The organism is Neptunomonas japonica JAMM 1380 (genome assembly GCF_016592555.1).
GTDB classification, from domain to species: domain Bacteria; phylum Pseudomonadota; class Gammaproteobacteria; order Pseudomonadales; family Balneatricaceae; genus Neptunomonas; species Neptunomonas japonica_A.
Genome location: NZ_AP014546.1, coordinates 1,911,863 through 1,932,339, shown reverse-complemented (window position 1 = coordinate 1,932,339; position 20,477 = coordinate 1,911,863). Strand labels below are relative to the sequence as shown.

General features: G+C 42.8%; 19 protein-coding genes. 11 read left to right on the top strand and 8 right to left on the bottom strand.

Translation table 11 applies throughout. The features are described from left to right. Positions 1-7: 7 nt before the first annotated feature. The 3 genes from NEJAP_RS09065 to paaN form a co-directional block, all read right to left on the bottom strand. Positions 8-2,071 (bottom strand): TonB-dependent receptor plug domain-containing protein, encoded by a 2,064-nt coding sequence (locus NEJAP_RS09065; protein WP_201350301.1) that lies wholly within the window; start codon positions 2,069-2,071, stop codon positions 8-10. Between the two features lie 287 nt (positions 2,072-2,358). After that, positions 2,359-2,967 (bottom strand): phenylacetic acid degradation protein PaaY, encoded by a 609-nt coding sequence (gene paaY, locus NEJAP_RS09060; RefSeq protein WP_201350300.1) that lies wholly within the window; start codon positions 2,965-2,967, stop codon positions 2,359-2,361. Positions 2,968-3,142: 175 nt separating this feature from the next. Beyond that, positions 3,143-4,831: a phenylacetic acid degradation protein PaaN gene (gene paaN, locus NEJAP_RS09055; RefSeq protein ID WP_201350299.1), complete on the bottom strand. Its 1,689-nt coding sequence runs from the start codon at positions 4,829-4,831 to the stop codon at positions 3,143-3,145. 177 nt (positions 4,832-5,008) lie between these two features. Here paaN and paaF point away from each other — a divergent pair, with 177 nt between their 5' ends. From paaF to NEJAP_RS09020, 7 genes are all read left to right on the top strand, one after another. Next, positions 5,009-5,788, top strand: coding sequence for a 2,3-dehydroadipyl-CoA hydratase PaaF (gene paaF / locus NEJAP_RS09050; RefSeq protein ID WP_201350298.1), 780 nt, complete (start codon positions 5,009-5,011; stop codon positions 5,786-5,788). Positions 5,789-5,792: 4 nt separating this feature from the next. After that, positions 5,793-6,584, top strand: a complete 792-nt coding sequence (paaG, locus tag NEJAP_RS09045) for a 2-(1,2-epoxy-1,2-dihydrophenyl)acetyl-CoA isomerase PaaG (protein ID WP_201350297.1) — start codon at positions 5,793-5,795, stop codon at positions 6,582-6,584. 2 nt (positions 6,585-6,586) lie between these two features. Then, a complete protein-coding gene (gene paaH, locus NEJAP_RS09040; RefSeq protein ID WP_201350296.1) occupies positions 6,587-8,104 on the top strand; it encodes a 3-hydroxyacyl-CoA dehydrogenase PaaH in 1,518 nt (505 codons plus the stop codon). Then, positions 8,094-8,564: a hydroxyphenylacetyl-CoA thioesterase PaaI gene (gene paaI / locus NEJAP_RS09035; protein ID WP_201350295.1), complete on the top strand. Its 471-nt coding sequence runs from the start codon at positions 8,094-8,096 to the stop codon at positions 8,562-8,564. The genes paaH and paaI overlap by 11 nt, the downstream gene beginning before the upstream one ends. Next, the gene (gene pcaF / locus NEJAP_RS09030) at positions 8,561-9,769 is read left to right on the top strand and encodes a 3-oxoadipyl-CoA thiolase (RefSeq protein ID WP_201350294.1); all 1,209 of its coding nucleotides are present in this window, start codon (positions 8,561-8,563) and stop codon (positions 9,767-9,769) included. The genes paaI and pcaF overlap by 4 nt, the downstream gene beginning before the upstream one ends. Before the next feature lie 92 nt (positions 9,770-9,861). Then, positions 9,862-11,169 carry a phenylacetate--CoA ligase PaaK gene (paaK, locus tag NEJAP_RS09025; protein ID WP_201350293.1) on the top strand — a complete coding sequence of 436 codons (1,308 nt, stop codon included), beginning with the start codon at positions 9,862-9,864 and terminating at the stop codon, positions 11,167-11,169. A 125-nt stretch (positions 11,170-11,294) separates the two neighbouring features. Continuing rightward, entirely contained in the window at positions 11,295-11,744 is a 450-nt protein-coding gene (locus tag NEJAP_RS09020; RefSeq protein ID WP_201350292.1) for an Rrf2 family transcriptional regulator, read from the top strand. 364 nt (positions 11,745-12,108) lie between these two features. Here the strand turns inward: NEJAP_RS09020 and NEJAP_RS09015 are convergent, their stop codons facing one another. The 3 genes from NEJAP_RS09015 to NEJAP_RS09005 all read right to left on the bottom strand — a co-directional run bounded on the left by NEJAP_RS09015 (position 12,109) and on the right by NEJAP_RS09005 (position 15,482). Then, complete coding sequence (locus tag NEJAP_RS09015) at positions 12,109-12,798, bottom strand: GntR family transcriptional regulator (protein ID WP_201350291.1); 690 nt, start codon at positions 12,796-12,798, stop codon at positions 12,109-12,111. 196 nt (positions 12,799-12,994) lie between these two features. Beyond that, positions 12,995-13,834, bottom strand: coding sequence for a fumarylacetoacetate hydrolase family protein (locus NEJAP_RS09010; RefSeq protein WP_201350290.1), 840 nt, complete (start codon positions 13,832-13,834; stop codon positions 12,995-12,997). Positions 13,835-13,934: 100 nt separating this feature from the next. Beyond that, positions 13,935-15,482, bottom strand: a complete 1,548-nt coding sequence (locus NEJAP_RS09005) for a UxaA family hydrolase (RefSeq protein ID WP_201350289.1) — start codon at positions 15,480-15,482, stop codon at positions 13,935-13,937. Positions 15,483-15,946: 464 nt separating this feature from the next. Here NEJAP_RS09005 and NEJAP_RS09000 point away from each other — a divergent pair, with 464 nt between their 5' ends. The 3 genes from NEJAP_RS09000 (at position 15,947) to NEJAP_RS08990 (ending at position 19,089) form a co-directional block, all read left to right on the top strand. Continuing rightward, positions 15,947-17,011: a TRAP transporter substrate-binding protein gene (locus NEJAP_RS09000; protein ID WP_201350288.1), complete on the top strand. Its 1,065-nt coding sequence runs from the start codon at positions 15,947-15,949 to the stop codon at positions 17,009-17,011. Between the two features lie 109 nt (positions 17,012-17,120). Beyond that, positions 17,121-17,717 (top strand): TRAP transporter small permease subunit, encoded by a 597-nt coding sequence (locus tag NEJAP_RS08995; protein WP_236591123.1) that lies wholly within the window; start codon positions 17,121-17,123, stop codon positions 17,715-17,717. Then, positions 17,707-19,089: a TRAP transporter large permease gene (locus NEJAP_RS08990; RefSeq protein WP_201350287.1), complete on the top strand. Its 1,383-nt coding sequence runs from the start codon at positions 17,707-17,709 to the stop codon at positions 19,087-19,089. Before NEJAP_RS08995 ends, NEJAP_RS08990 begins: the two co-directional genes overlap by 11 nt. 228 nt (positions 19,090-19,317) lie before the next feature. Here NEJAP_RS08990 and NEJAP_RS08985 read toward each other — a convergent pair whose 3' ends face one another. Continuing rightward, positions 19,318-19,524, bottom strand: a complete 207-nt coding sequence (locus NEJAP_RS08985) for a hypothetical protein (protein WP_201350286.1) — start codon at positions 19,522-19,524, stop codon at positions 19,318-19,320. A gap of 85 nt (positions 19,525-19,609) precedes the next feature. Here NEJAP_RS08985 and NEJAP_RS08980 point away from each other — a divergent pair, with 85 nt between their 5' ends. Continuing rightward, complete coding sequence (locus NEJAP_RS08980; RefSeq protein WP_201350285.1) at positions 19,610-19,813, top strand: hypothetical protein; 204 nt, start codon at positions 19,610-19,612, stop codon at positions 19,811-19,813. A gap of 13 nt (positions 19,814-19,826) precedes the next feature. Here NEJAP_RS08980 and rraA read toward each other — a convergent pair whose 3' ends face one another. Next, a complete protein-coding gene (gene rraA, locus NEJAP_RS08975) occupies positions 19,827-20,321 on the bottom strand; it encodes a ribonuclease E activity regulator RraA (protein ID WP_419197847.1) in 495 nt (164 codons plus the stop codon). Between the last annotated feature and the right edge of the window lie 156 nt (positions 20,322-20,477).

The window sequence follows — 20,477 nt, the reverse complement described above, 5'->3', positions numbered from 1 at the left end:
GTGGTTATCAAAAACCGACATACAAGCTAGCGGTTACCGATTTTTCAACCTTGGTGGGTGATGTATGTAGCTCATTTGAATTCAAATACTCATAGCTGTCACTACTCAACAGGTTCCATGCATTCACTGACAGCATTACATTAGGCTTAACTTTCCAGCGCCAACCAAAATCTGCAGTAAAGATATCCCCTGTTTCATATGTATCCCCTGATTCAGATTTCACATTAATGTTTAGCGATTGATTATGAGGCAACATGATATTGAATTTTGCCATCGCCTGAATCAGAGTTGAATTACGGCTAATAGCAACGATATGACCTGAAGGTAGGTCATAATTTAGTTTTGTAATACTATATGAAAGTTCAGTATTCAGCTTAGGGGATATATCCCAACTTAGCACTGCATCAACACCCGTAACATCCAAAGCAGCCAAAGAAGCAAGATCAAAGTTAACAGGAGTACTTTGTAATACAGATACGGCTAAAGGCGTATTACCTGCAAGCAAGGCAGCCATCACAGAATTTAAAGCATGCGGGTCCACTGTTGGGCTGATAGTTAGCGTGTTATCTGAAGAGGTATGATAAGCAGAAAGATCAAAAGAATAATTTTCTTGCGCTAAACGATAACCCACTTCATATGAAACAGTTTTTTCTGCTTCTACAGTAGGATTCCCTCTTAGATAAGTTGCTAATACATAGTTGTCTATTAATGGGTTTCCAGTATTTACAAAGTCGTTAACCTTGCTCCCGCTGACTTGTAGTTTGATATTATGCTCTAGATAGGAAGGAACTCTGGCCGCTTTTGAAGCATTAAACCATAACGTTTGCTTCGGTGAAAATTTATATATCGCTCTTAAACTTGGTTGGTTCTCCCAACCTGTAAAATCGTTATAGGCAGACATATTTCCTAAAACAATGTGAAAAGTATCTGGTACAATATTTAACTGCGCCTGAAAAAAACCACCGTAGTGTTCGAGCTTATTACTTCCTCCAAAATCCATTATATATTCAGCACTATCAAGCTTAATATCGTTATAGCGATAATAACCTCCCATATCTATCTGGTGCTCACCTACTAATGTATTAATTTGATATTCAAAATCAACAGCCGTGAATTCTTCATCTAAGTATGCCTGATCACCCGTTTCTTTATTTGCGGATAACTGAACCATGTGGTTAGAATTTTTTGAGAGGCGTTCCTCAACACGAACTAGAAAATCTATTTTATTTCGCTCAACACTTTCATTGTAAGAATTATTTATGCGAGTAGCAGTGTTAACTCGACGAGTGGTCTGGCCCATTCGGGAGTTCAGTAAATTCCACTTTGTAAAGAGCGTCACATCATCATCAAAAGCATAATCAGCACGCATACCCACACTATTAAGTTGAGCAGTATCATTTGTTGGGAAAAAACCTTGGGACGCCTTGTTCCCTTTCAAATGATGGGAATACACTCGATAACTGCCTTGGTCACCAATGCTGTCCCCATACCTAAAGTTCAAATTATATTCTTGCTCTGCTCCCCCCGTTACATTGACGTATCCCGTACGAGTATCTATCGAATTTTTAGTAATAATATTAACGACACCATTGGATGCATTAACACCCCACAGCGTTCCTGTTTGACCTCGTATTACTTCTATACGCTCAATATCCTGTATTGGCACATCAATATTTTCCCAATAGACACCCGCAAAGCTAGGATTGTAAACACTTTGCCCATCAATCAGTACCAATAAGCTACTTGAGTAACGGCCACCCGCAAAGCGTGTAGTAATCGCCCACTGATTGTTATCTATTTGTCGAACTTGCATTCCTGGGACGAGACTTAACGCTTGAGGAATCGATTGCACCCCAGCATTCAGTAAGTCTTTATTTGATAGCACGTATATCGAAGATGCCGTGTTACTTATCGGCTGAGAGCGCTTCATCGCAGATGTAACCTGTACATCTGCGTTCATCAGAGACTCAAGTTCAAGGTCAACATCACTTGCTTCAACCACTCTTACCAATGTAAGCAGACCAATAATAAAACTAACGCCCCAGCGGTGATAACGTTGTGTTTGAAGCATATTTATTTAATACCTACATCTATTTAGTGGCTTTTCATGATAAAAATCTAATCTAAAACAAAGTGTTAATACCATTATTGATACTAGCAACAGACTATTAACGGACAACATGAATCAAGACAGTCTCTTTTCGGAGACAAATTATACATGCATGATACATACATGTCTTCTTAGATATCTGTTATTGAGCCGCATACCGAGTAGCTCAGGCACAAAAAAGCCATTGACCTTTAAATCAATGGCTTATCGCTTTTGAAATCAATGAATAGTCCGTAACTTTTAAGAGCCTACCCCTCTTCTTTAACCTGATATAAAGGCTTTACATTCACATCTATCTCTAGACGCTTACGGTCTGGTTCAACTGAGGTGAGCGCTTCAACCTCGCGCATAGTACTTAAGCTCCGCACTGCCAAGTCTTGGTATTGTGCTGTTCCTTGCGATTTCCATTGAATCTCTTTATCAGACAATTCACGAATAATTTTGACTGGCGATCCTGCAACCAAGGTGCGATCGGGTACTTCAAATTTCGCTTTCACAAAACCCATTGCTGCAACAATAGCCGACTCACCAACTACGGCACCGTCCATCACAACTGCATTCATACCCACCAATGCATTTTTCTTAATGACACAACCATGCAGTACTGCACCGTGCCCGATATGCCCATCTTCCTCAACAACAGTGTCACTATTAGGAAAACCATGCATCACACAGGTATCTTGTATATTAGCGCCCTCTTTCAATACTAGTCGCCCAAAATCTCCACGCAAACATGCCGCAGGACCTACATAGCATCGCGGCCCAATAATTACATCACCAATGAGCACTGCTGTTGGATGTACATAAGCTGTTGGGTCAATGACCGGTGTAACACCATCAATTTCGTATACTTTCATTCTGCTCTCCAAATCAGATAACCAAGAATAATTCCCCGATTATAAAAAAGAGGGTTATAAAAAAGGGGGACTGCTCATATGACTGTGCATCCCCCTTTATAACGGAAACAAATACATGATTACCAGTATTTATTAGCCATACCTAATTTTTCTAAATCTATTATTGCTGTCTCTATTACGCGTGGCGACGGCTCTGCACTACACGAAAACGATTCGCGACATACGCTAAATCTGACAAACACGCATTCGCTGCCGGGTTACAACCCGTGGCATGAAAATCACTATACGCTGCGCTCTGGTTTACGAATACGCCACCAGTGAGGTTGCTGCTCAACGCTACGCCCCCATCAATTGCCGCTTCTTCTACCTGTTCTTGAATATGCTCATTATGCGTATAGCAACCTAAAGTAATCGCACCGTGCTGTTTAACTGCATCGGTCGCCAAGGCAATCGAGTGTGCGGTGCTGTCCGTTTTTACGACAAAGCTAATCGGACCAAACAGTTCTTGCATGTACGTGTCCGCTTTATCTGCATCAATGCTCATCAACAGCGGTGAACGTACGCGTGCATTCGGGAAGTGTGGATGTACTAAGGTTTCTGATTCACGCAAGACCGTGCCCAAGGTCACGCTGTTTTCAATGCGCTCTGCCGTGACGGGGGCTTGGATAGCACCCAGCACCATCGCAGCACGCTCAGGATCTGATAAGAACTTGCTCACCGCGGTCGCGAGATCGCCTGCCACGTCATCAAACGTTTTGTGACCGAGGTCTGTTTCAATGCCATCTTTGCTTACAAAGATGTCTTGTGGGGTGGTACACATCTGGCCTGAATAGAGACTCAAGGTAAAAGCAAGGTTACGCAGCATGCCTTTGTAGTCGTCAGTGGAGTCAATAACAATGGTATTAACGCCGGCTTTTTCGGTATACACCTGTGCTTGTGTGCAGTTGCTTTCTAACCAGTTACCAAACGGCGTGTTGCCGGTGAAGTCGATCAGTTTGATCTCTTCCCGTGTGGCCAATTCTGCTGTGGCAGGTTTGCTGCCATCTTCGTCGATGACCATCGATACGATATGCGCTGGCAAACCGTTTTCTGTTAGTACGTCTTGTGCAATTTTCACACTGATCGCCGCCGGCAAGATAGCCGCAGGGTGTGGCTTAACCACCACCGGGTTACCGGTGATGAGGTCGGCAAACATGCCAGGATAGGTATTCCACGTAGGGAAGGTTGAACAACCAATCACTAAACCGATACCCCGCCCAACGGTTGTGAAGGTTTTATTTAGAACTAATGGGTCGTGCTTTCCTTGTGGTTTTGTCCACACAGCACTTTGCGGTGTATGCATCATCGCTGTGTAGCCGTAAGCCACCGCTTCAAGACCACGGTCTTGTGCGTGAGGGCCACCCGCCTGAAAAGCCATCATAAAACCCTGTCCTGAGGTGTGCATCACCGCGTAGCCAATTTCAAAGCTGCGCTTATTGATACGCTCCAGTATTTCTAAACAGATGGCTGCACGCCCTTGAGGGCCCACATCACGCCAGGCTTTACGTGCATCCTGCATGGCCGGTAGTAATTGGCCCAAATCGACCAGCGGGTATTTAACGTTCAGATCAATACCATACGGGGAGACTTCAGCACCGGCTTCACCAACAATACCCGGCATCTCCAATGCAAAGCTCTGGTTTAGGTAGCTTTTAAAGGCGGCTTCACCGTCCGCATTGGCGGTTTCGCCATACGCACGTGGGCTCGGATTTTCTGGGTAAGGCGTCCAGTAATCGCGGGTTTTAATGGCATTCAGGGCAGCGTTTAGTGTGCTTTCGTGCTTGGTGACTAATGCAGCAAGCTGGGGCGTCATCGCATGGCTCATGAGGATTCTCTGTCGTTATTCGGTGAAGGTGCTGTTCTTTATTAATAGAGAGACCATACACCAAAGTTTATGATACATAAAGCATGTCTTTAGTTATAAATATTGTATCCCTTTGATGTTTTCGTTAACCTAAGACAATAACAGTACGAGAGATAACGATAATAAAGGCGCCTTTGAATGCACAATTATCAAGATATAGATGTTGGTGAAGCCCAGTCAGGTGTACTCACCATCAAACTTAACAGACCTGAAGCATATAATGCGCTACGAACCCAATTACTAAAAGAGTTGGCCCACGCGCTCGATCAAGCCAATGATGATGACGCCATTAAAGCCGTTGTTATTACAGGAAGCGATACGGTCTTTGCGGCGGGTGCTGATATTAAAGAGATGGCATCACTGGATGCTGTTGGCGTAATGAACGACCCACGCCCTTCTTACTGGCGCCGCATCACTCTATTCCCTAAGCCGATTGTTGCTGCGGTTAATGGCTTTGCTTTAGGTGGCGGCTGCGAGCTAGTAATGCACTGCGATATTGTTATTGCGGGTGATAATGCGTTATTCGGCCAACCAGAAATTAATCTCGGCATTATTCCTGGCGCAGGCGGTACACAACGTTTAATTCGAACTATCGGCAAATCAATGGCCATGCAATTAGTGCTATCTGGCGAATTCATCACTGCTGAAAAGGCACAAGCATTAGGCCTAATCAGTGAAGTAACTATTCCTGAACGCTCACTTGAGCGTGCAATGGAGCTGGCACGAAAAATTGCTACCAAGCCCCCTATTGCCGTTAGACTTGCAAAAGAATCTCTATTAAAAGCTTATGAAACAACGCTAGAAAGTGGCCTTAATCTGGAACGTAAATCCTTTACTTTGTTAGCGGCAACACAAGACCGTAACGAAGGGATCGCCGCCTTTATGGAAAAACGCAAACCGAACTTCACAGGAAAATAATAAAATGTCATATGAAACTATTGAATTTGCAATTTCTGAAGGTGTTGCGGTACTGACTTTAAATCGCCCGGATAGCCTAAACAGCTTCAATGCGCAAATGCACTCAGAAGTACGCAGCGCATTAAAAGAAGTTAAAAAAGACTCTTCCGTACGCTGCTTGTTATTAACAGGTAATGGTCGTGGTTTCTGCGCTGGGCAAGATCTTGGCGATAGAAATGTAGCACCCGGCAGTGAAGCCCCTAACCTTGGTGAGTCTATCGAGAAAAACTATAGCCCTATGCTGCGTACTATCCGCAGTCTAGAAATGCCTGTTATCTGTGCCGTCAATGGGGTTGCTGCCGGTGCTGGTGCCAATATAGCTTTTGCATGCGACATCGTGTTAGCTGCGAAGTCAGCCTCTTTTATCCAAGCGTTTTGTAAAATCGGCTTGATTCCAGACTGTGGCGGTACTTGGACATTACCGCGCTTAGTTGGGCCGGCTCGCGCGATGGCCCTTTCTCTTCTTGGCGATAAGATATCTGCAGAGCAAGCTGAACAATGGGGCATGATCTGGAAGTCAGTTGAAAACGAATCACTAAAATCTGAAGCCATGGCGATGGCTCAACACTTTGCTACCCAACCTACCAAAGGCCTTGCGCTTATTAAGCGTGCTATCCAAGCATCAGCTACCAATACTTTTGATGAGCAGCTGGACCTTGAGCGTGACTTGCAAACATTAGCAGGACGAACTGAAGATTACCGCGAAGGTGTTTCAGCCTTTATTGCAAAACGTAAACCAGATTTCAAAGGACAGTAATCATGAGCACAATAAATTCTGATGCTGTTATTGGTGTTATTGGTGCCGGAACAATGGGAGCTGGCATCGCACAGGTAGCGGCAAAGTCAGGGCACAGCGTACTGCTTTACGATGCATTTGAAGGTGCTGCACAACGAGGACTTGACGGTGTATCAAAAGGCCTGAATAAGCTGGTGCAGCGCGGAAAAATGCAACAAACCGATGTAGATGCACTCTTAGCACGTATCACATTGACTGACTCGCTTGAAGACTTTACTCCTGCACGTGTCGTTATAGAAGTGATTGTAGAGCGCCTTGATATTAAACAGTCTGTTTTTGCCCAACTCGAAGAGATCTGTGCAGAAGACACTATTCTGGCAACCAACACCTCTTCAATATCTGTTACCGCGATTGGCAGTAAACTCAAACGCCCGCACAACCTAGTGGGCATGCATTTCTTTAATCCAGCCCCCATCATGAAGCTTGTAGAAGTAATTAGTGGGTTAGATACAGCTCCCACTGTTGCTGACGCAATCTATGACTTATCTTCACGCTGGGGCAAAAAACCGGTTCACGCTAAGTCAACGCCTGGATTTATAGTTAACCGTGTGGCACGCCCGTTCTATGCTGAAGGCCTAAGGGTACTTCAAGAAGGCGGGGCTGACGCAGCTACCATTGATGCTATCGTTCGTGAAGCTGGCGGCTTTAGAATGGGACCGTTTGAGTTGATGGACCTGATTGGCCATGATGTTAACTTTGCTGTGACCTCATCAGTCTTCGCTGCCTTCTTTAACGATCAACGCTTCTTACCTTCTTTAATTCAGCAAGAGCTGGTCAGTGCTGGGCACTTAGGACGAAAATCAGGAAAGGGCTTTTACGACTACAGCGAGCAGGCTGAAAAACCTACGGCAACCACTGCTGCGCCCGCTAAAGCACCTCATCATGTAACCATTGAAGGCTACCTTGGTGTGGCTGAACCTTTGGTTGCATTAATTGAAGAGGCAGGCATTAAAGTAACCCGTGTCCAAGAGGGCTTTGGCTCCATACTTATCGGTGATACCACTCTTCAGCTGACGAACGGCCAGATGACCACTGAGCGAGCCTATAATGCACGTAATAGCAACCTTATACACTTTGATCTTGCTCTCGATTACAACAAAGCAACACGCATCGCTTTAGCACCTGCTGTCCAAACCGAGCCTGAGGCCATATTACAAGCAACTGGGCTTTTCCAAGCGATTGGTAAGCATGTCACGATTATTGACGATGTCGCAGGCATGGTTGTTATGCGCACGATTGCGATGCTTGCCAATGAAGGTTTTGATGCGGTTAACCAACAAGTTTGCTCTGAAGCCGACGTTGATGTAGCTATGAAAGGCGGCGTTAACTACCCATTTGGACCGATTGAGTGGTCAAAAGTTGTCGGCCTAAGCAGCATCATGAACGTACTCGATAACCTTGCTAGTAGCTATGGGGAAGACCGCTACCGCACATCACCTCTTATTCGTCGAAAAGTCGCTGGGGGAAAGCATGACAGCTGATCAACTAGCCAAGGCATGCAGTACCGCTATGCATGCAAATGACCATGCAGCCCAAACACTCGGCATGGACATTATTGAAATACGTTCTGGCTATGCACACCTTGAAATGACCGTGCGAAAAGACATGCTTAATGGCCATGCAATCTGTCATGGAGGCATTATCTTTACTCTCGCAGACACGGCCTTTGCGCACGCCTGTAACAGCTACAATAAAGTAACCGTAGCCAGTGGATGCAGCATTGACTTTGCAGCACCAGGACGTGAAGGTGATCGCCTAAAAGCCATTGCTCAAGAGCGTCATCGAAAAGGCCGCACCGGCATCTACGACATTACTGTTTATAACCAAAAGGACGAAACTCTCGCCTTTTTCCGTGGTAAGTCTCATCAAATTAATGGCGTCCTCATCGACGAGCCAGAAGATCTAGCCCCACCATCGGCACAACAGGAGAACAATTCATGAAAGATGCTTTTATATGCGACGCAGTCCGTACACCGTTCGGACGCTATGCTGGCGGCTTAGCTTCTGTTCGCGCAGATGACCTTGGTGCTATTCCAATCAAAGCGCTAATGGAACGTAACCCCGAAGTTGACTGGGCAACGGTTGAAGATGTTATCTACGGAAATGCTAACCAAGCGGGTGAAGACAACCGCAACGTAGCGCGCATGTCAACTTTGCTGGCCGGTATGCCCGTTGTCATACCAGGCACTACGATTAATCGTTTATGTGGTTCCGGCATGGACGCTATTGGCATGGCAGCACGTGCGATTAAGTCCGGCGAAACAGAGTTAATGATTGCCGGTGGTTGTGAATCAATGTCTCGCGCACCTTTTGTTATGGGCAAAGCAGAGTCTGCTTTTAGCCGTAACCCAAATGGCCTTTATGACACAACAATCGGCTGGCGCTTCATCAATAAGAAGATGAAAGAGCAATATGGTGTTGATTCTATGCCAGAAACCGCTGAAAACGTTGCTGAAGAATTTAACATTTCGCGTGAAGACCAAGATCTTTTCGCATTTCGCAGTCAACAAAAAACGGCTGCCGCTATGGAAAAAGGTCTCTTTAAAGAAGAGATCGTACCTGTCGTCATCCCACAACGAAAAGGTGATCCCATCGTTGTCGATACCGATGAACATCCCCGCGCTTCCACCACATTAGCTGACCTTGCGAAGCTAAAAACACCGTTCCGTGCGGGTGGTTCTGTTACAGCGGGTAATGCATCAGGTGTAAATGATGGCGCCTGCGCACTATTAATCGCCTCAGCTGAGGCCGCTAAAGCAAACGGCCTTACACCAAAAGCTCGTATTGTTGCGATGGCAGCAGCGGGTCTTGAGCCTCGTATTATGGGTTTTGGCCCAGCACCCGCTACGCGTAATGTGCTGAAAAAAGCAGGACTCACACTAGAGCAGATGGATGTCATAGAGCTTAACGAAGCATTTGCGTCACAAGGCCTCGCTGTTATGCGTGATTTAGGCTTGCCTGATGATGCTGCCAACGTTAACCCTAACGGCGGAGCTATCTCTCTAGGCCACCCTCTTGGCGCAAGTGGAGCACGATTAGTGACAACCGCTATGTACCAACTTCATCGTACTGGTGGTCGCTATGCTCTATGCACTATGTGCATCGGCGTTGGTCAAGGAATAGCGATGATTATTGAGCGCGTTTGATCTGCCAAAAACAATATAAGAGAGCGCTAAAGCTCATTACATACTGAGCTTTAGCCCCCAAGATTGTCGAAGAACAACAGGATTATAAAAATATGTCTATTGAAAAAACCCGCAGCGGTTCGCTAGATGATATCGAAATGGCGAGCATTGACGAACTACGTGCATTACAGCTCAAACGTATGCGCTGGAGTATTGCTCACTGTTATAACAATGTTCCGGCTTATCGTCAGATGTGTAAAGACAAAGGGGTTCACCCTTTCGATCTGAAAAAACTAGAAGACCTAAAATTATTCCCGTTTACTCAAAAAGATTACCTGCGTAACAATTACCCATTTGGAACATTTGCTGTACCCAACCGTGATGTGGTTCGTATCCATGCATCCAGTGGTACAACAGGTAAGCCTACCGTTGTTGGCTACACACAAAACGATATTGATACCTGGGCAAATGTTGTAGCTCGTTCAATTCGTGCAGCTGGCGGCCACCATGGAGATAAAGTTCATATCTCATACGGTTACGGCTTATTTACGGGTGGTATGGGCGCACATTATGGTGCAGAACGTTTGGGTTGTACTGTTATCCCAATGTCAGGTGGCCAGACTGAGAAACAGGTCCAACTGATGAAGGACTTTGATCCAGACATCATCATGGTGACACCCTCTTATATGCTCAACTTGATTGATGAAATGGATCGCCAAGGCGTAGATCCACTTAAACTTTCACTGCGTCTTGGCATCTTCGGTGCAGAGCCATGGACAGAAGAGATGCGTAAGAATATTGAATCACGCCTAGGTATAGACGCGCTTGATATATACGGTCTTTCTGAAGTTATGGGCCCTGGTGTTGCTCAGGAATGCCTTGAAAGCAAAGATGGTCCAACCATTTGGGAAGATCACTTCTACCCAGAAATTATTGATCCAAATACAGGCGAAGTTCTACCTGATGGCGAATATGGCGAGTTAGTTTTCACCTCTTTAACAAAAGAAGCGCTGCCTATTATTCGTTATCGTACCCGTGATCTGACTCGTTTATTACCAGGTACCGCACGTCCAATGCGTCGTATCGATAAAATCACTGGCCGCTCAGATGACATGATGATTATTCGTGGTGTTAACGTTTTTCCAACACAAATCGAAGAGCAGATTCTTAAAGTTTCTACCTTGGCTCCGCATTATGAAATCATTGTGACCAAAGACGGCAACCTGGATAAAGTCGAAGTAAAAGTTGAAATGACACCGGATGCTCGTGATGCAGACCAGCAAGCGGCAACCAAGGAGCTTCAGCATCATATTAAAGCCGTGGTAGGTATTAGTACGCGTATTACGGTTGTAGATGGTGGCGCTATTCCTCGCTCAGAAGGTAAAGCAAAACGCGTTTTTGATAAGCGTAAAGACAACTAATCTACACTGACGACACGTGCTCTTTAAAGGCCGCTTATATTAGCGGCCTTTTAATCCAACGCCACCTTGTTAATACCCTACTTTATAAAGTATATTAGATTAACATCTTTAAAGACTGAATCTATATGCAACTCAGCCGCTTTACCGACTATACATTACGCGTACTTTTCTACGCGGCCATCAATAATGATCGCCTGACTACGCTCTCTGAAATTGCCCAATTCTATGACATTTCCATTGAACATCTACGCAAAGTTGTTCATGCGCTCTCAAAGTCCGGCTATTTAAAGACCTTTCGTGGTAAAAATGGCGGTATCCAATTAGGCATGGATCCTGCTGACATCAATATTGGTGAAGTCGTGCAGCAAGCAGAGGGCATTCGCCCTATTATCGATTGCGAACACCATGGGTGCCGACTCACGCATTTTTGTACTTTACAACCAATTCTGAACAAAGCAAAACACGCTTTCATGGCAGTACTCAAAGAACACACATTAGCTGATTTAATTACCAGCAAACCTATGCAACGCGGTCTTATTGGTTCTGACTTGGCAAATTCCGTAGCTGATTCTTAACAGCTACGTTCGATTCACCTAATAAGTTCGGCTTAATTAAAGACACTGTCATTTCTGATTTAAGGTGTACTAATAACTTAAAAGGTTTTACATTAGCTGTTTTTTTGAGATAGCTAGTATTCTTGTTCTAGCTATACATAGAGTACATAACCACGGCAGTTTTAGCTTTTAATAAAAAAACCTCGTAATCATTTTTTTGCAGTTTAACTAGTATTGCTTGCGACTATTAACCAAGAACTTAAACTCCCTAAAGGTAAACACGCTAATTCAAACTTCAGTTATCATCAAATAATAGAGTTATTATCCCAAGCCTTGTATAAGCTTGGCATTAAATCAATTTGTTATAAAAGAATTTGAGCATTAACTATTCATCCTCTGTGAATATCCCTCTATTTTCATTGTAAACAGTTTCAACGGTCTTCATAGACATATTTAGGTGCTGAGTCATGGCCTTTTGAGCAGCAAGAGAATCCCCTTTCCTAAGTGCATCAAATATTAATTCATGCTCTTTAAGTGCTCTTTCTGTACTTCCGGCTATCGGCGCCATTAATCGACGAGTACGGTCTAGTTGGGTTTTAGCATTTTCTATAACAAGCCCAACTCGCTTATACCCTGTAAAGCTGCATAAAAGTTCATGAAATTCGTTGTCATATTTGTAAAATGACTCAAAATCAGCTGAAGAAACTATAAGCCGTTGGATACGCAGATTACTTTGCAAGCGCTCCAATTGCTCAGGGGTAATATTTTCAGCAACAGATTTAACTATGGCAACTTCAAGAGCATTTCTAACAAATGCACCTTCATAGACTCTTTCACGGCTTATTTTTGACACAAATGTTCCGTGCTGAGGGTAAATATCTACAAGACCGCTTTCGGCTAACTTCGCTAGAGCATCAGATATAGGTGTTCTAGAAACACCAAAGAGCTCACTAAGCTGCTCTTTGCTTATAGGCTCTCCAGGCATAAGCTCATTTAAAATAATGGCATTTTTTAAAATATTGTAGATTTGCTGTGCTCGGGGTAGGCCTCGATCAAGCTTTGTTTTTTTCAACATAACAGTTCTTTTGTCCATAGATTAAGCACTAATTAGAACTCAACTTGTCATAACAGTTTTCGGGATATTATCATATTTAGCGTCTTTAAATCATATCTGATAACAATCACTTGTCGGTCCAACTAAGCATAATATTGATTTAATAAACCGGACGATTCTCTTACTATTATGAGAAACGCCCGACGCCCAAAAGTAGTTAATTAAAACGAACTACTTGGCGTTGAACGCCAAGGCCACTGATTGATAATTCTAGTTCATCACCAGGTTTCAGATATTTCGGTGGAATATAGCCTAACCCTACCCCTCCTGGAGTACCTGTTGCGATAATATCGCCTGTTTCCAAGGTCATATATTTACTAATGTAGCTGACGAGTTGCGCTACGTTAAAGATAAGGTGCTTTGTATTGCTGTCTTGCATTCGCTCACCATTTCGGTTTAGTGCGATAGGAAGTGAGTCAGGTTTAATTTCATCAGTCGTTACAAGCCACGGACCAATTGGTGCGAAAGTGTCAGCCGACTTACCTTTACACCATTGGCCACCATGCTCTAATTGGAATGCTCGTTCACATACATCGTTTACAATACAGTAACCTGCAATATATTTATCCGCACTGCACTCTTCTACGTTAGTTGCCTTAGAGCCGATAACAATACCAAGCTCAACTTCCCAGTCTCCTTTTTCAGATCCTTTTGGAAATACAATATCGTCGAAAGGGCCTGAAATTGAGCTTGCTGCTTTCATAAACAGTAATGGTTCTTCGGGAATATCTAGTTTGCACTCCTCGGCATGATCTCTGTAATTTAGCCCTACACAAACGATCTTACGAACCCCTGTAACCGGAGGCCCTAAACGAACGTCTGAAGGCGCTAGTGCTAACTTTTCTATATCTATAGCTTTAAGTTTCTCGAGACTTTCTGGCGAAAGGTTATCTCCTTCTAGGTCTGATATGACGCTAGAAAGATCTCGAATTTTTCCTTTAGAATCGACAACACCAGGTCTTTCATTATTCTCTAAACCGAATCGAACTAATTTCATGTTAAACCTCACTACAATGATTGCTGCCTACAAACTTAGGCTTACTAAAATATTTTGAATTAATTAGGTAGTTACCTGAATAACGGACTAACGTTTTTATTTAAACCACTGCACCAATATTCCAAGGTACAAACTCTTCGTTTCCGAATCCGTATTTCTCACTCTTTGTTTTTTCTCCAGACGCAATTCGGATAATTTCTTCAAAAATAATGAGGCCCATATCGGATATAGTTAATTCACCGTCGATAACCTTTCCGCAGTTAATATCAATATCATCAGAAAGACGTTTATAAAGGTCACTATTACTGGATATTTTTATAGTCGGAGATGGTTTACTGCCAAAAACACTACCGCGGCCTGTTGTGAAGCAGATAAGGTTAGCTCCTGCGGCAATCTGCCCTGTTACGGCACAAGGATCAAATCCTGGGCTATCCATAAAAACTAATCCAGGCTCAGTTATTTTTTCTGCATAGCTGTATACAGCGGTTAAAGGAGTACTTCCTGATTTGCTAACGGCCCCTAATGACTTTTCAAGAATAGTCGTCAACCCACCTGCCTTATTTCCAGGTGATGGGTTGTTATCAATTTCATTTCCAGTTTTGACCGTATATTTTTCCCACCAATCAATTAGATTTCGTATTTGATCAGCGACATCTTTATTACGTGCTCTTTCAATAAGCAGGTGCTCAGCCCCATATATTTCGGTCGTTTCGGAGAGAATAGCCGTCGCTCCATGCTCCACTAGTAAGTCGGCGGCTTTACCTAATGCTGGGTTGGCACTTATTCCCGAGTAGCCATCAGAAGCCCCGCATTGAAGCCCAACTTTCAACTTGCTAAGTGGGACCTTTTCTCGCGTAAACTGATTGGCATGCTCTAAAAGCGATATCAGCAGTTCTATGCCTAACTTAATAGACTTTTCTGTACCCCCAGAATTTTGGATACCAAGCTGCTTTATTAAGGTTGAACTACTATCGGGGGCAGTAGATGCTTCCTCATTGAGGAGGTTCTTAGATTGATAAACTTCGCAACCTAAGCTTAAGAGAAGGATTCCAGAAAAGTTTGGGTTTGTTGAATAACCCTGGATAGTGCGATTTAGAATGTTAAAACCGTCACCAGTGGATCCCATGCCGCAACCAGTATTATGAACACAGACAACGACACCATCAACATTAGGGTATTTATCTAGTAGTCCCTTTTTATTAACTTCACTATCGATCATCCGAGCAACGGATCCTGCGCAGTTAACCGTTGTCAGTATTCCTATGTAATTTCTAGTACCAACCTGATTATCAGTACGAACAAAACCATTAAAAGAACGTACTTTCGTAGCCTCTTTCTCTTGTGCGCTTAACTTTTTGGAGTGAGATTTTTGCTCTACTTTAAAGGCCTTAAATTCACAATTATTTGTATGGACTAAGTCTCCGGCACGTATTGACTGGCTGGCGATTCCTATTGGAGTTCCGTACTTTACTATCTGGGAGTTTTTAGGGATTGCGTGCGTGGCAATCTTATGACCTGCAGAGACATCAGAATTTAAAGTTACCCCTTCTGATAACAATACCTTACCTTCTCTTAAAGATGATTTAGCAACAACTACATTATCTAGCTCACTTAATCTGAAAACTTCTTGATCTTTTATACCCGACATGGTGACTCCAAATTTATAGTGAAAGAGAAAATAGAGATATCATCCCTATTGACATGCTAGCATGCTAGCACTTTAAAGAAAGGCTTTGCAACACCATTTGTAAGTCTCTTACAAGCTTTGCTTTATCTGTGTTTCTCTTTAATTTTGCCTAAGAGGATTTAAAGACGAGTATTTAGCTACACGTTAAAAAACATGCATTAACTACTAAATTACTGTCTATAAAGAATTTTTATTCTTAAACGGTGAAGTGGTAATTCATTTTATAGAATATTTTTCTTGACTGGCATGCTAGCATGCCAGTAGGATGAATTTGAGATTGAGTTGCTAGTCCCTTGATCGATGAGTTTATCTAGCTCATGTTTAACTAAAGTTTTTTTTAGGATTAGTTCAATTTTTTAGAGGCGTAGATAACCTGCGCTTTCGTATAAATAGTATTTACTGCAAACAAAAAAAGAGTGTCCACAATGAAAAAAATAATAAAATCAAAAGCACTATTATCATTTGCGATGTTAGCAGCAACATCAATTGGAGGGCAGGCTAGCGCAGCCAATAAAGTACTGCTGAAGATGCCTACCGCATATGGAACTCACCTCCCTGTTCTGGGTGAAACGCAGACGTGGCTTGTGGATCAAGTTGCTACTATTTCAAGTAAGCGCGTAAAAATCAAACTATACGAGCCTGGAAAATTAGTTGCGCCTTTTGAAATACTAGATGTTGTATCAAAAGGAAAAGCCAATGCTGGTTTTGGCTCACCCGGCTACTGGGCCGGAAAAATGCCAGCTTCACCGCTCTTTAACTCTGTTCCTTTCGGCCCCGATGCAGGGGAATACCTTGCGTGGATCTATTTTGGCAATGGCGGAAAGCTGTGGCAACAAATGTATGATGATGCGGGTTATAACGTAAAACCTATGCTGTGTGGCATGCTGCCTCCAGAAACGTCCGGTTGGTTTAGTAAAGAGATTAATTCACCAGATGATTTAAAAGGCCTAAAAATGCGATTCGCAGGGCTTGGTGGGAAAGTGATGCAAAAACTAGGCGTCTCTGTCACGCTTTTGCCAGGCGGTGAAATTTTCCCTTCATTGGAAAAAGGAGCTATTGATGCTACAGAGTTTTCTATGCCTTCAATTGATTCGAAACTTGGGTTTCATAAGCTAGTTAAATATAACTACTTTCCTGGCTGGCATCAGCAAGCAAGCACAATGGAGCTTTTGATCAACAAAGATACCTGGAACAGCATGGATGAAACACAACAAGCCGCTCTCGAAGTTAGCTGTCGCGCAGCTGTTACCTACTCTTTGGCTATTGGTGAAGCTTCTCAATTCAAAACGATGAACGATAACGTTGAGAATAAAGGCGTTACAAATGTCCGTTGGTCGGATGAGATGCTAGAAACCTTCAAAAACACATGGGATGAAGTTGCAGAAGAGCAGTCTAGTAACGATCCGTTCTTTAAAGTGGTCTTAGATGACCTGAACTCCTTTAGAGATCAGTATTCTATCTGGGGTAAAAACGCATTCCTCCCTAAATAAGCTGTAAATGTAACCGTTCAGAGGTGATTCCCATTGTGGCATTACCTCTGAACTGTACTTAAATAAGCTAAATTAAGTGTCTCAAGTTTGTAGTACTTGGAGCTGAAAAATGAGCAAACAAGATAATAATGAGCTGGATGATCTTCGGCTGCTTGAAACGATGGAAGGCATAGAAAAGCAACAGGATGTTGCTCATGTTTGGATCTCAGATCAATTAGACAAGTTCATACGTTGGTTTTGTCATATCTTCTGTTGGTGTAATGCTGTACTGATTGGCTGCATTATCCTTCAAGTAGTTTTGAGATATGGCTTTAATAATAGTCTGATCGTTTTAGAAGAGCTGCAATGGCACCTTTATGCCATTGGGGTGATGTTTGGCGTATCATACGCTCAAATCAATAATGCGCACATCCGAGTTGATATTTTACATGCAAGATTTTCTGATACGACTAAGCGCTGTATAGATATCTTTGGCATTATGTTTTTTATCCTACCTTTTTGCTTTGTCGTTATCGATCAGAGCCTTGATTTTGTAGCTGATTCGTGGCGCGTGAATGAAAGCTCAGACGCCCCACTTGGGCTTCCTGCCCGCTGGCTTATTAAGTCTGTTATACCTCTCAGTTTTATTCTCTTAACGTTAGCATCAGTATCCCGCCTGATTCGCGATGTTGTTGTAATTTATCGAGGATTAAAAAGTGGAAATTAATGAAATTTTAGTCATATGCATGTTTGCTAGCTTCGTCTTGTTTTTGTTCTCTGGTATACCTGTTGCGTTTGTTTTAGCTGGTATTGGAGTCATTTTTGCTGGTATTGGTTATTTTGCAGATATGTATTTAGATGCAACGACAGGGCTTGATTACTTAACACTTGGGATTGTCGTTAATCGTATCTATAAAATTATGGATAATTGGGTGCTTGTTGCCCTTCCCATGTTCATCTTTATGGGGCTTATGCTTGATAAATCCGGTGTAGCAGAACGACTAATGCTTTCTATGCAGCGAGTTTTTGGCAAACTTCATGGAGGACTAGCAATAACTGTTACTTTACTTGGGATGATTCTAGCAGCAGCTACAGGAATAATTGGTGCGTCCGTTGTTCTATTGGGGTTAATGTCTCTACCTATTATGCTTAAACAGGGTTATAACAAGCCTCTAGCTTTAGGAACTATATGTGGCGCTGGCACACTTGGCATCTTAATACCGCCTAGTATTATGCTCGTTATAATGGCCGACCAGCTTAGCCTGTCCGTTGGTGATTTATTTATGGGAGCAGTGTTTCCTGGCCTTCTATTAGGGTCACTTTATGTTATTTACATCGTTTTGATTGGTTTCTTTAAGCCCACATTAGTTCCATTAAGCTCTAACCAGCCTCCAATGGAGTGGGCATTAGTTTGGGATTTAGTTAAAGCAATAATACCGCCATTGACTCTTGTTTTTGCTGTATTAGGATCAGTTTTTTCAGGTATTGCGACTCCTACTGAAGCTTCAGGGGTGGGCGCATTAGGTGCGCTAGCTTTGGCCGCTGTTAATAAAAAGCTAAACACTTCTGTTTTTATCGAAGTACTCCGATCTACTTTCAACAATACGGCTTATATTTTTGCAATTATCTTGGGAGCCACCTGTTTTGCTTTGGTTATGAGGGAACTAGGGGGTGATGAGCTAATCGAGTCTGCTTTCTCTTCTTTGAATGTAGGTGACTATGAAACCATTTTTATTATTTTAGCGGTCGTTTTTTTATTAGGTTTTGTCTTAGATTGGATAGAAATTACTTTAATCATCCTTCCACTATTGGCTCCAATTATTTCAGGACTCAGCTTAGATGTTAATGGTTATGGTTCTGTGGATAATCCTCAGCTGGTTTGGTTTGTTATGCTTGTTGCGGTGACCCTACAGACCTCGTTCCTAACCCCTCCTGTTGGCTTTGCATTGTTCTACTTAAAAGGTGTTTGTCCTCCAGACGTAACGCTTATGGATTTATATAAAGGCGTAATCCCCTTTATTATTATTCAGGTTGTGGCTCTGCTGATCATTTTATTCAATCCATCATTGGTAACCTGGCTACCCGCAATGGCATATTAGTGGAGGCCTGAGAGTACGGTACAGGGCTTGTTTAGATAGCGGCTTGAATCATTTCTTTGACGAGCCGCTTTGAAAAACTTAGTGATATGACATCTCCATTGAACATCTACGCAAAGTTGTTCATGTACTTTACAACCAGTCCTGAACAAAGCAAAACGCGCTTCATGGCAGTACTCAAATAACATACATTAGCTGATTTAATTTCCAACAAACCTATGCAGCGCGGTCTTATTGGTTCTGACTTGGCAAATTCCGTAGCTGATTCTTAACAGCTACGTTCAGTTCAACTAATAAGTTCGGCCTAATTAAAGCCCCTCCTTCCTCTTCTTTATTAAGACTCCCTTTATAGCCATCTGCCCGATGAAGTGCCTTTACGGCACTACCTGTTACCTCCATCCACACACGGTGTAATTCATCTCTTTCACTTTTATTCATGATCGTATTCCATAAAATGTATTTACAATATATTTTATATATGAATAATAGGTATATATCAAATACATTTTAAGAGATGGGAATAATGAGCATTTTTGATTCTGAAATATTTGTAATAATTTGCGTGACAGGAATGATCTTATTTAAATTTTGGTCTGTCTGGACAGTGTCTAATGACTCGAAAGCATCACGTGAAGGTAAACTAATTTTTCTTGGGTTGATTAGTGGTGCAAGTGTATTTGGAATCATGGCCAAGCTTTATATCAGCATGGCCATGGGGCTTTCTTAATAATCAAGCAATGTTAATCAGCGAGCTCTAGTTTAACCGCTGAAATCAGAACACCATTATTATCAGCATAAACGTAGTGACCTGGCTTGAAAGTAACGCCACCAAAAGTAACATCTACATTTAAGTCACCTAAACCACGCTTATCCGTTTTCATTGGATGTGAACCTAGCGCTTGTACACCCAAGTCTAATCCGCTAATAGCATTTACATCACGGATGCAGCCATAAATAATAATGCCTTCCCATCCATTTTTTTCTGCTTTCTCAGCCAGCATATCGCCTAACATCGCACGGCGCATAGAACCACCGCCATCAACCACGAGAACCTTACCTTCACCAGGTAACGCAACTTGTTCACGAACCAAGGAATTATCCTCAAATGCTTTTAGTGTGACAATTTCACCACCAAAAGCTTCACGGCCGCCGAAATTGCCGAACATGGGCTCAACCACTTGAACCTGCTCAGGGAACTGGTCACACAACTCTGGTAATAAATCTTCCACACTCATCTCCTTTAACCATTTTCATGATCCAACTAATAATGACTCTATTTTAAGCTGCTATGCGCTATTTACACTACTACTATGATAAATAGAGTGATTTTATGATATTGAAAATAAAACATTCTATTTTTCACGGCCAGCAACGTAAAACTTATTCAATTC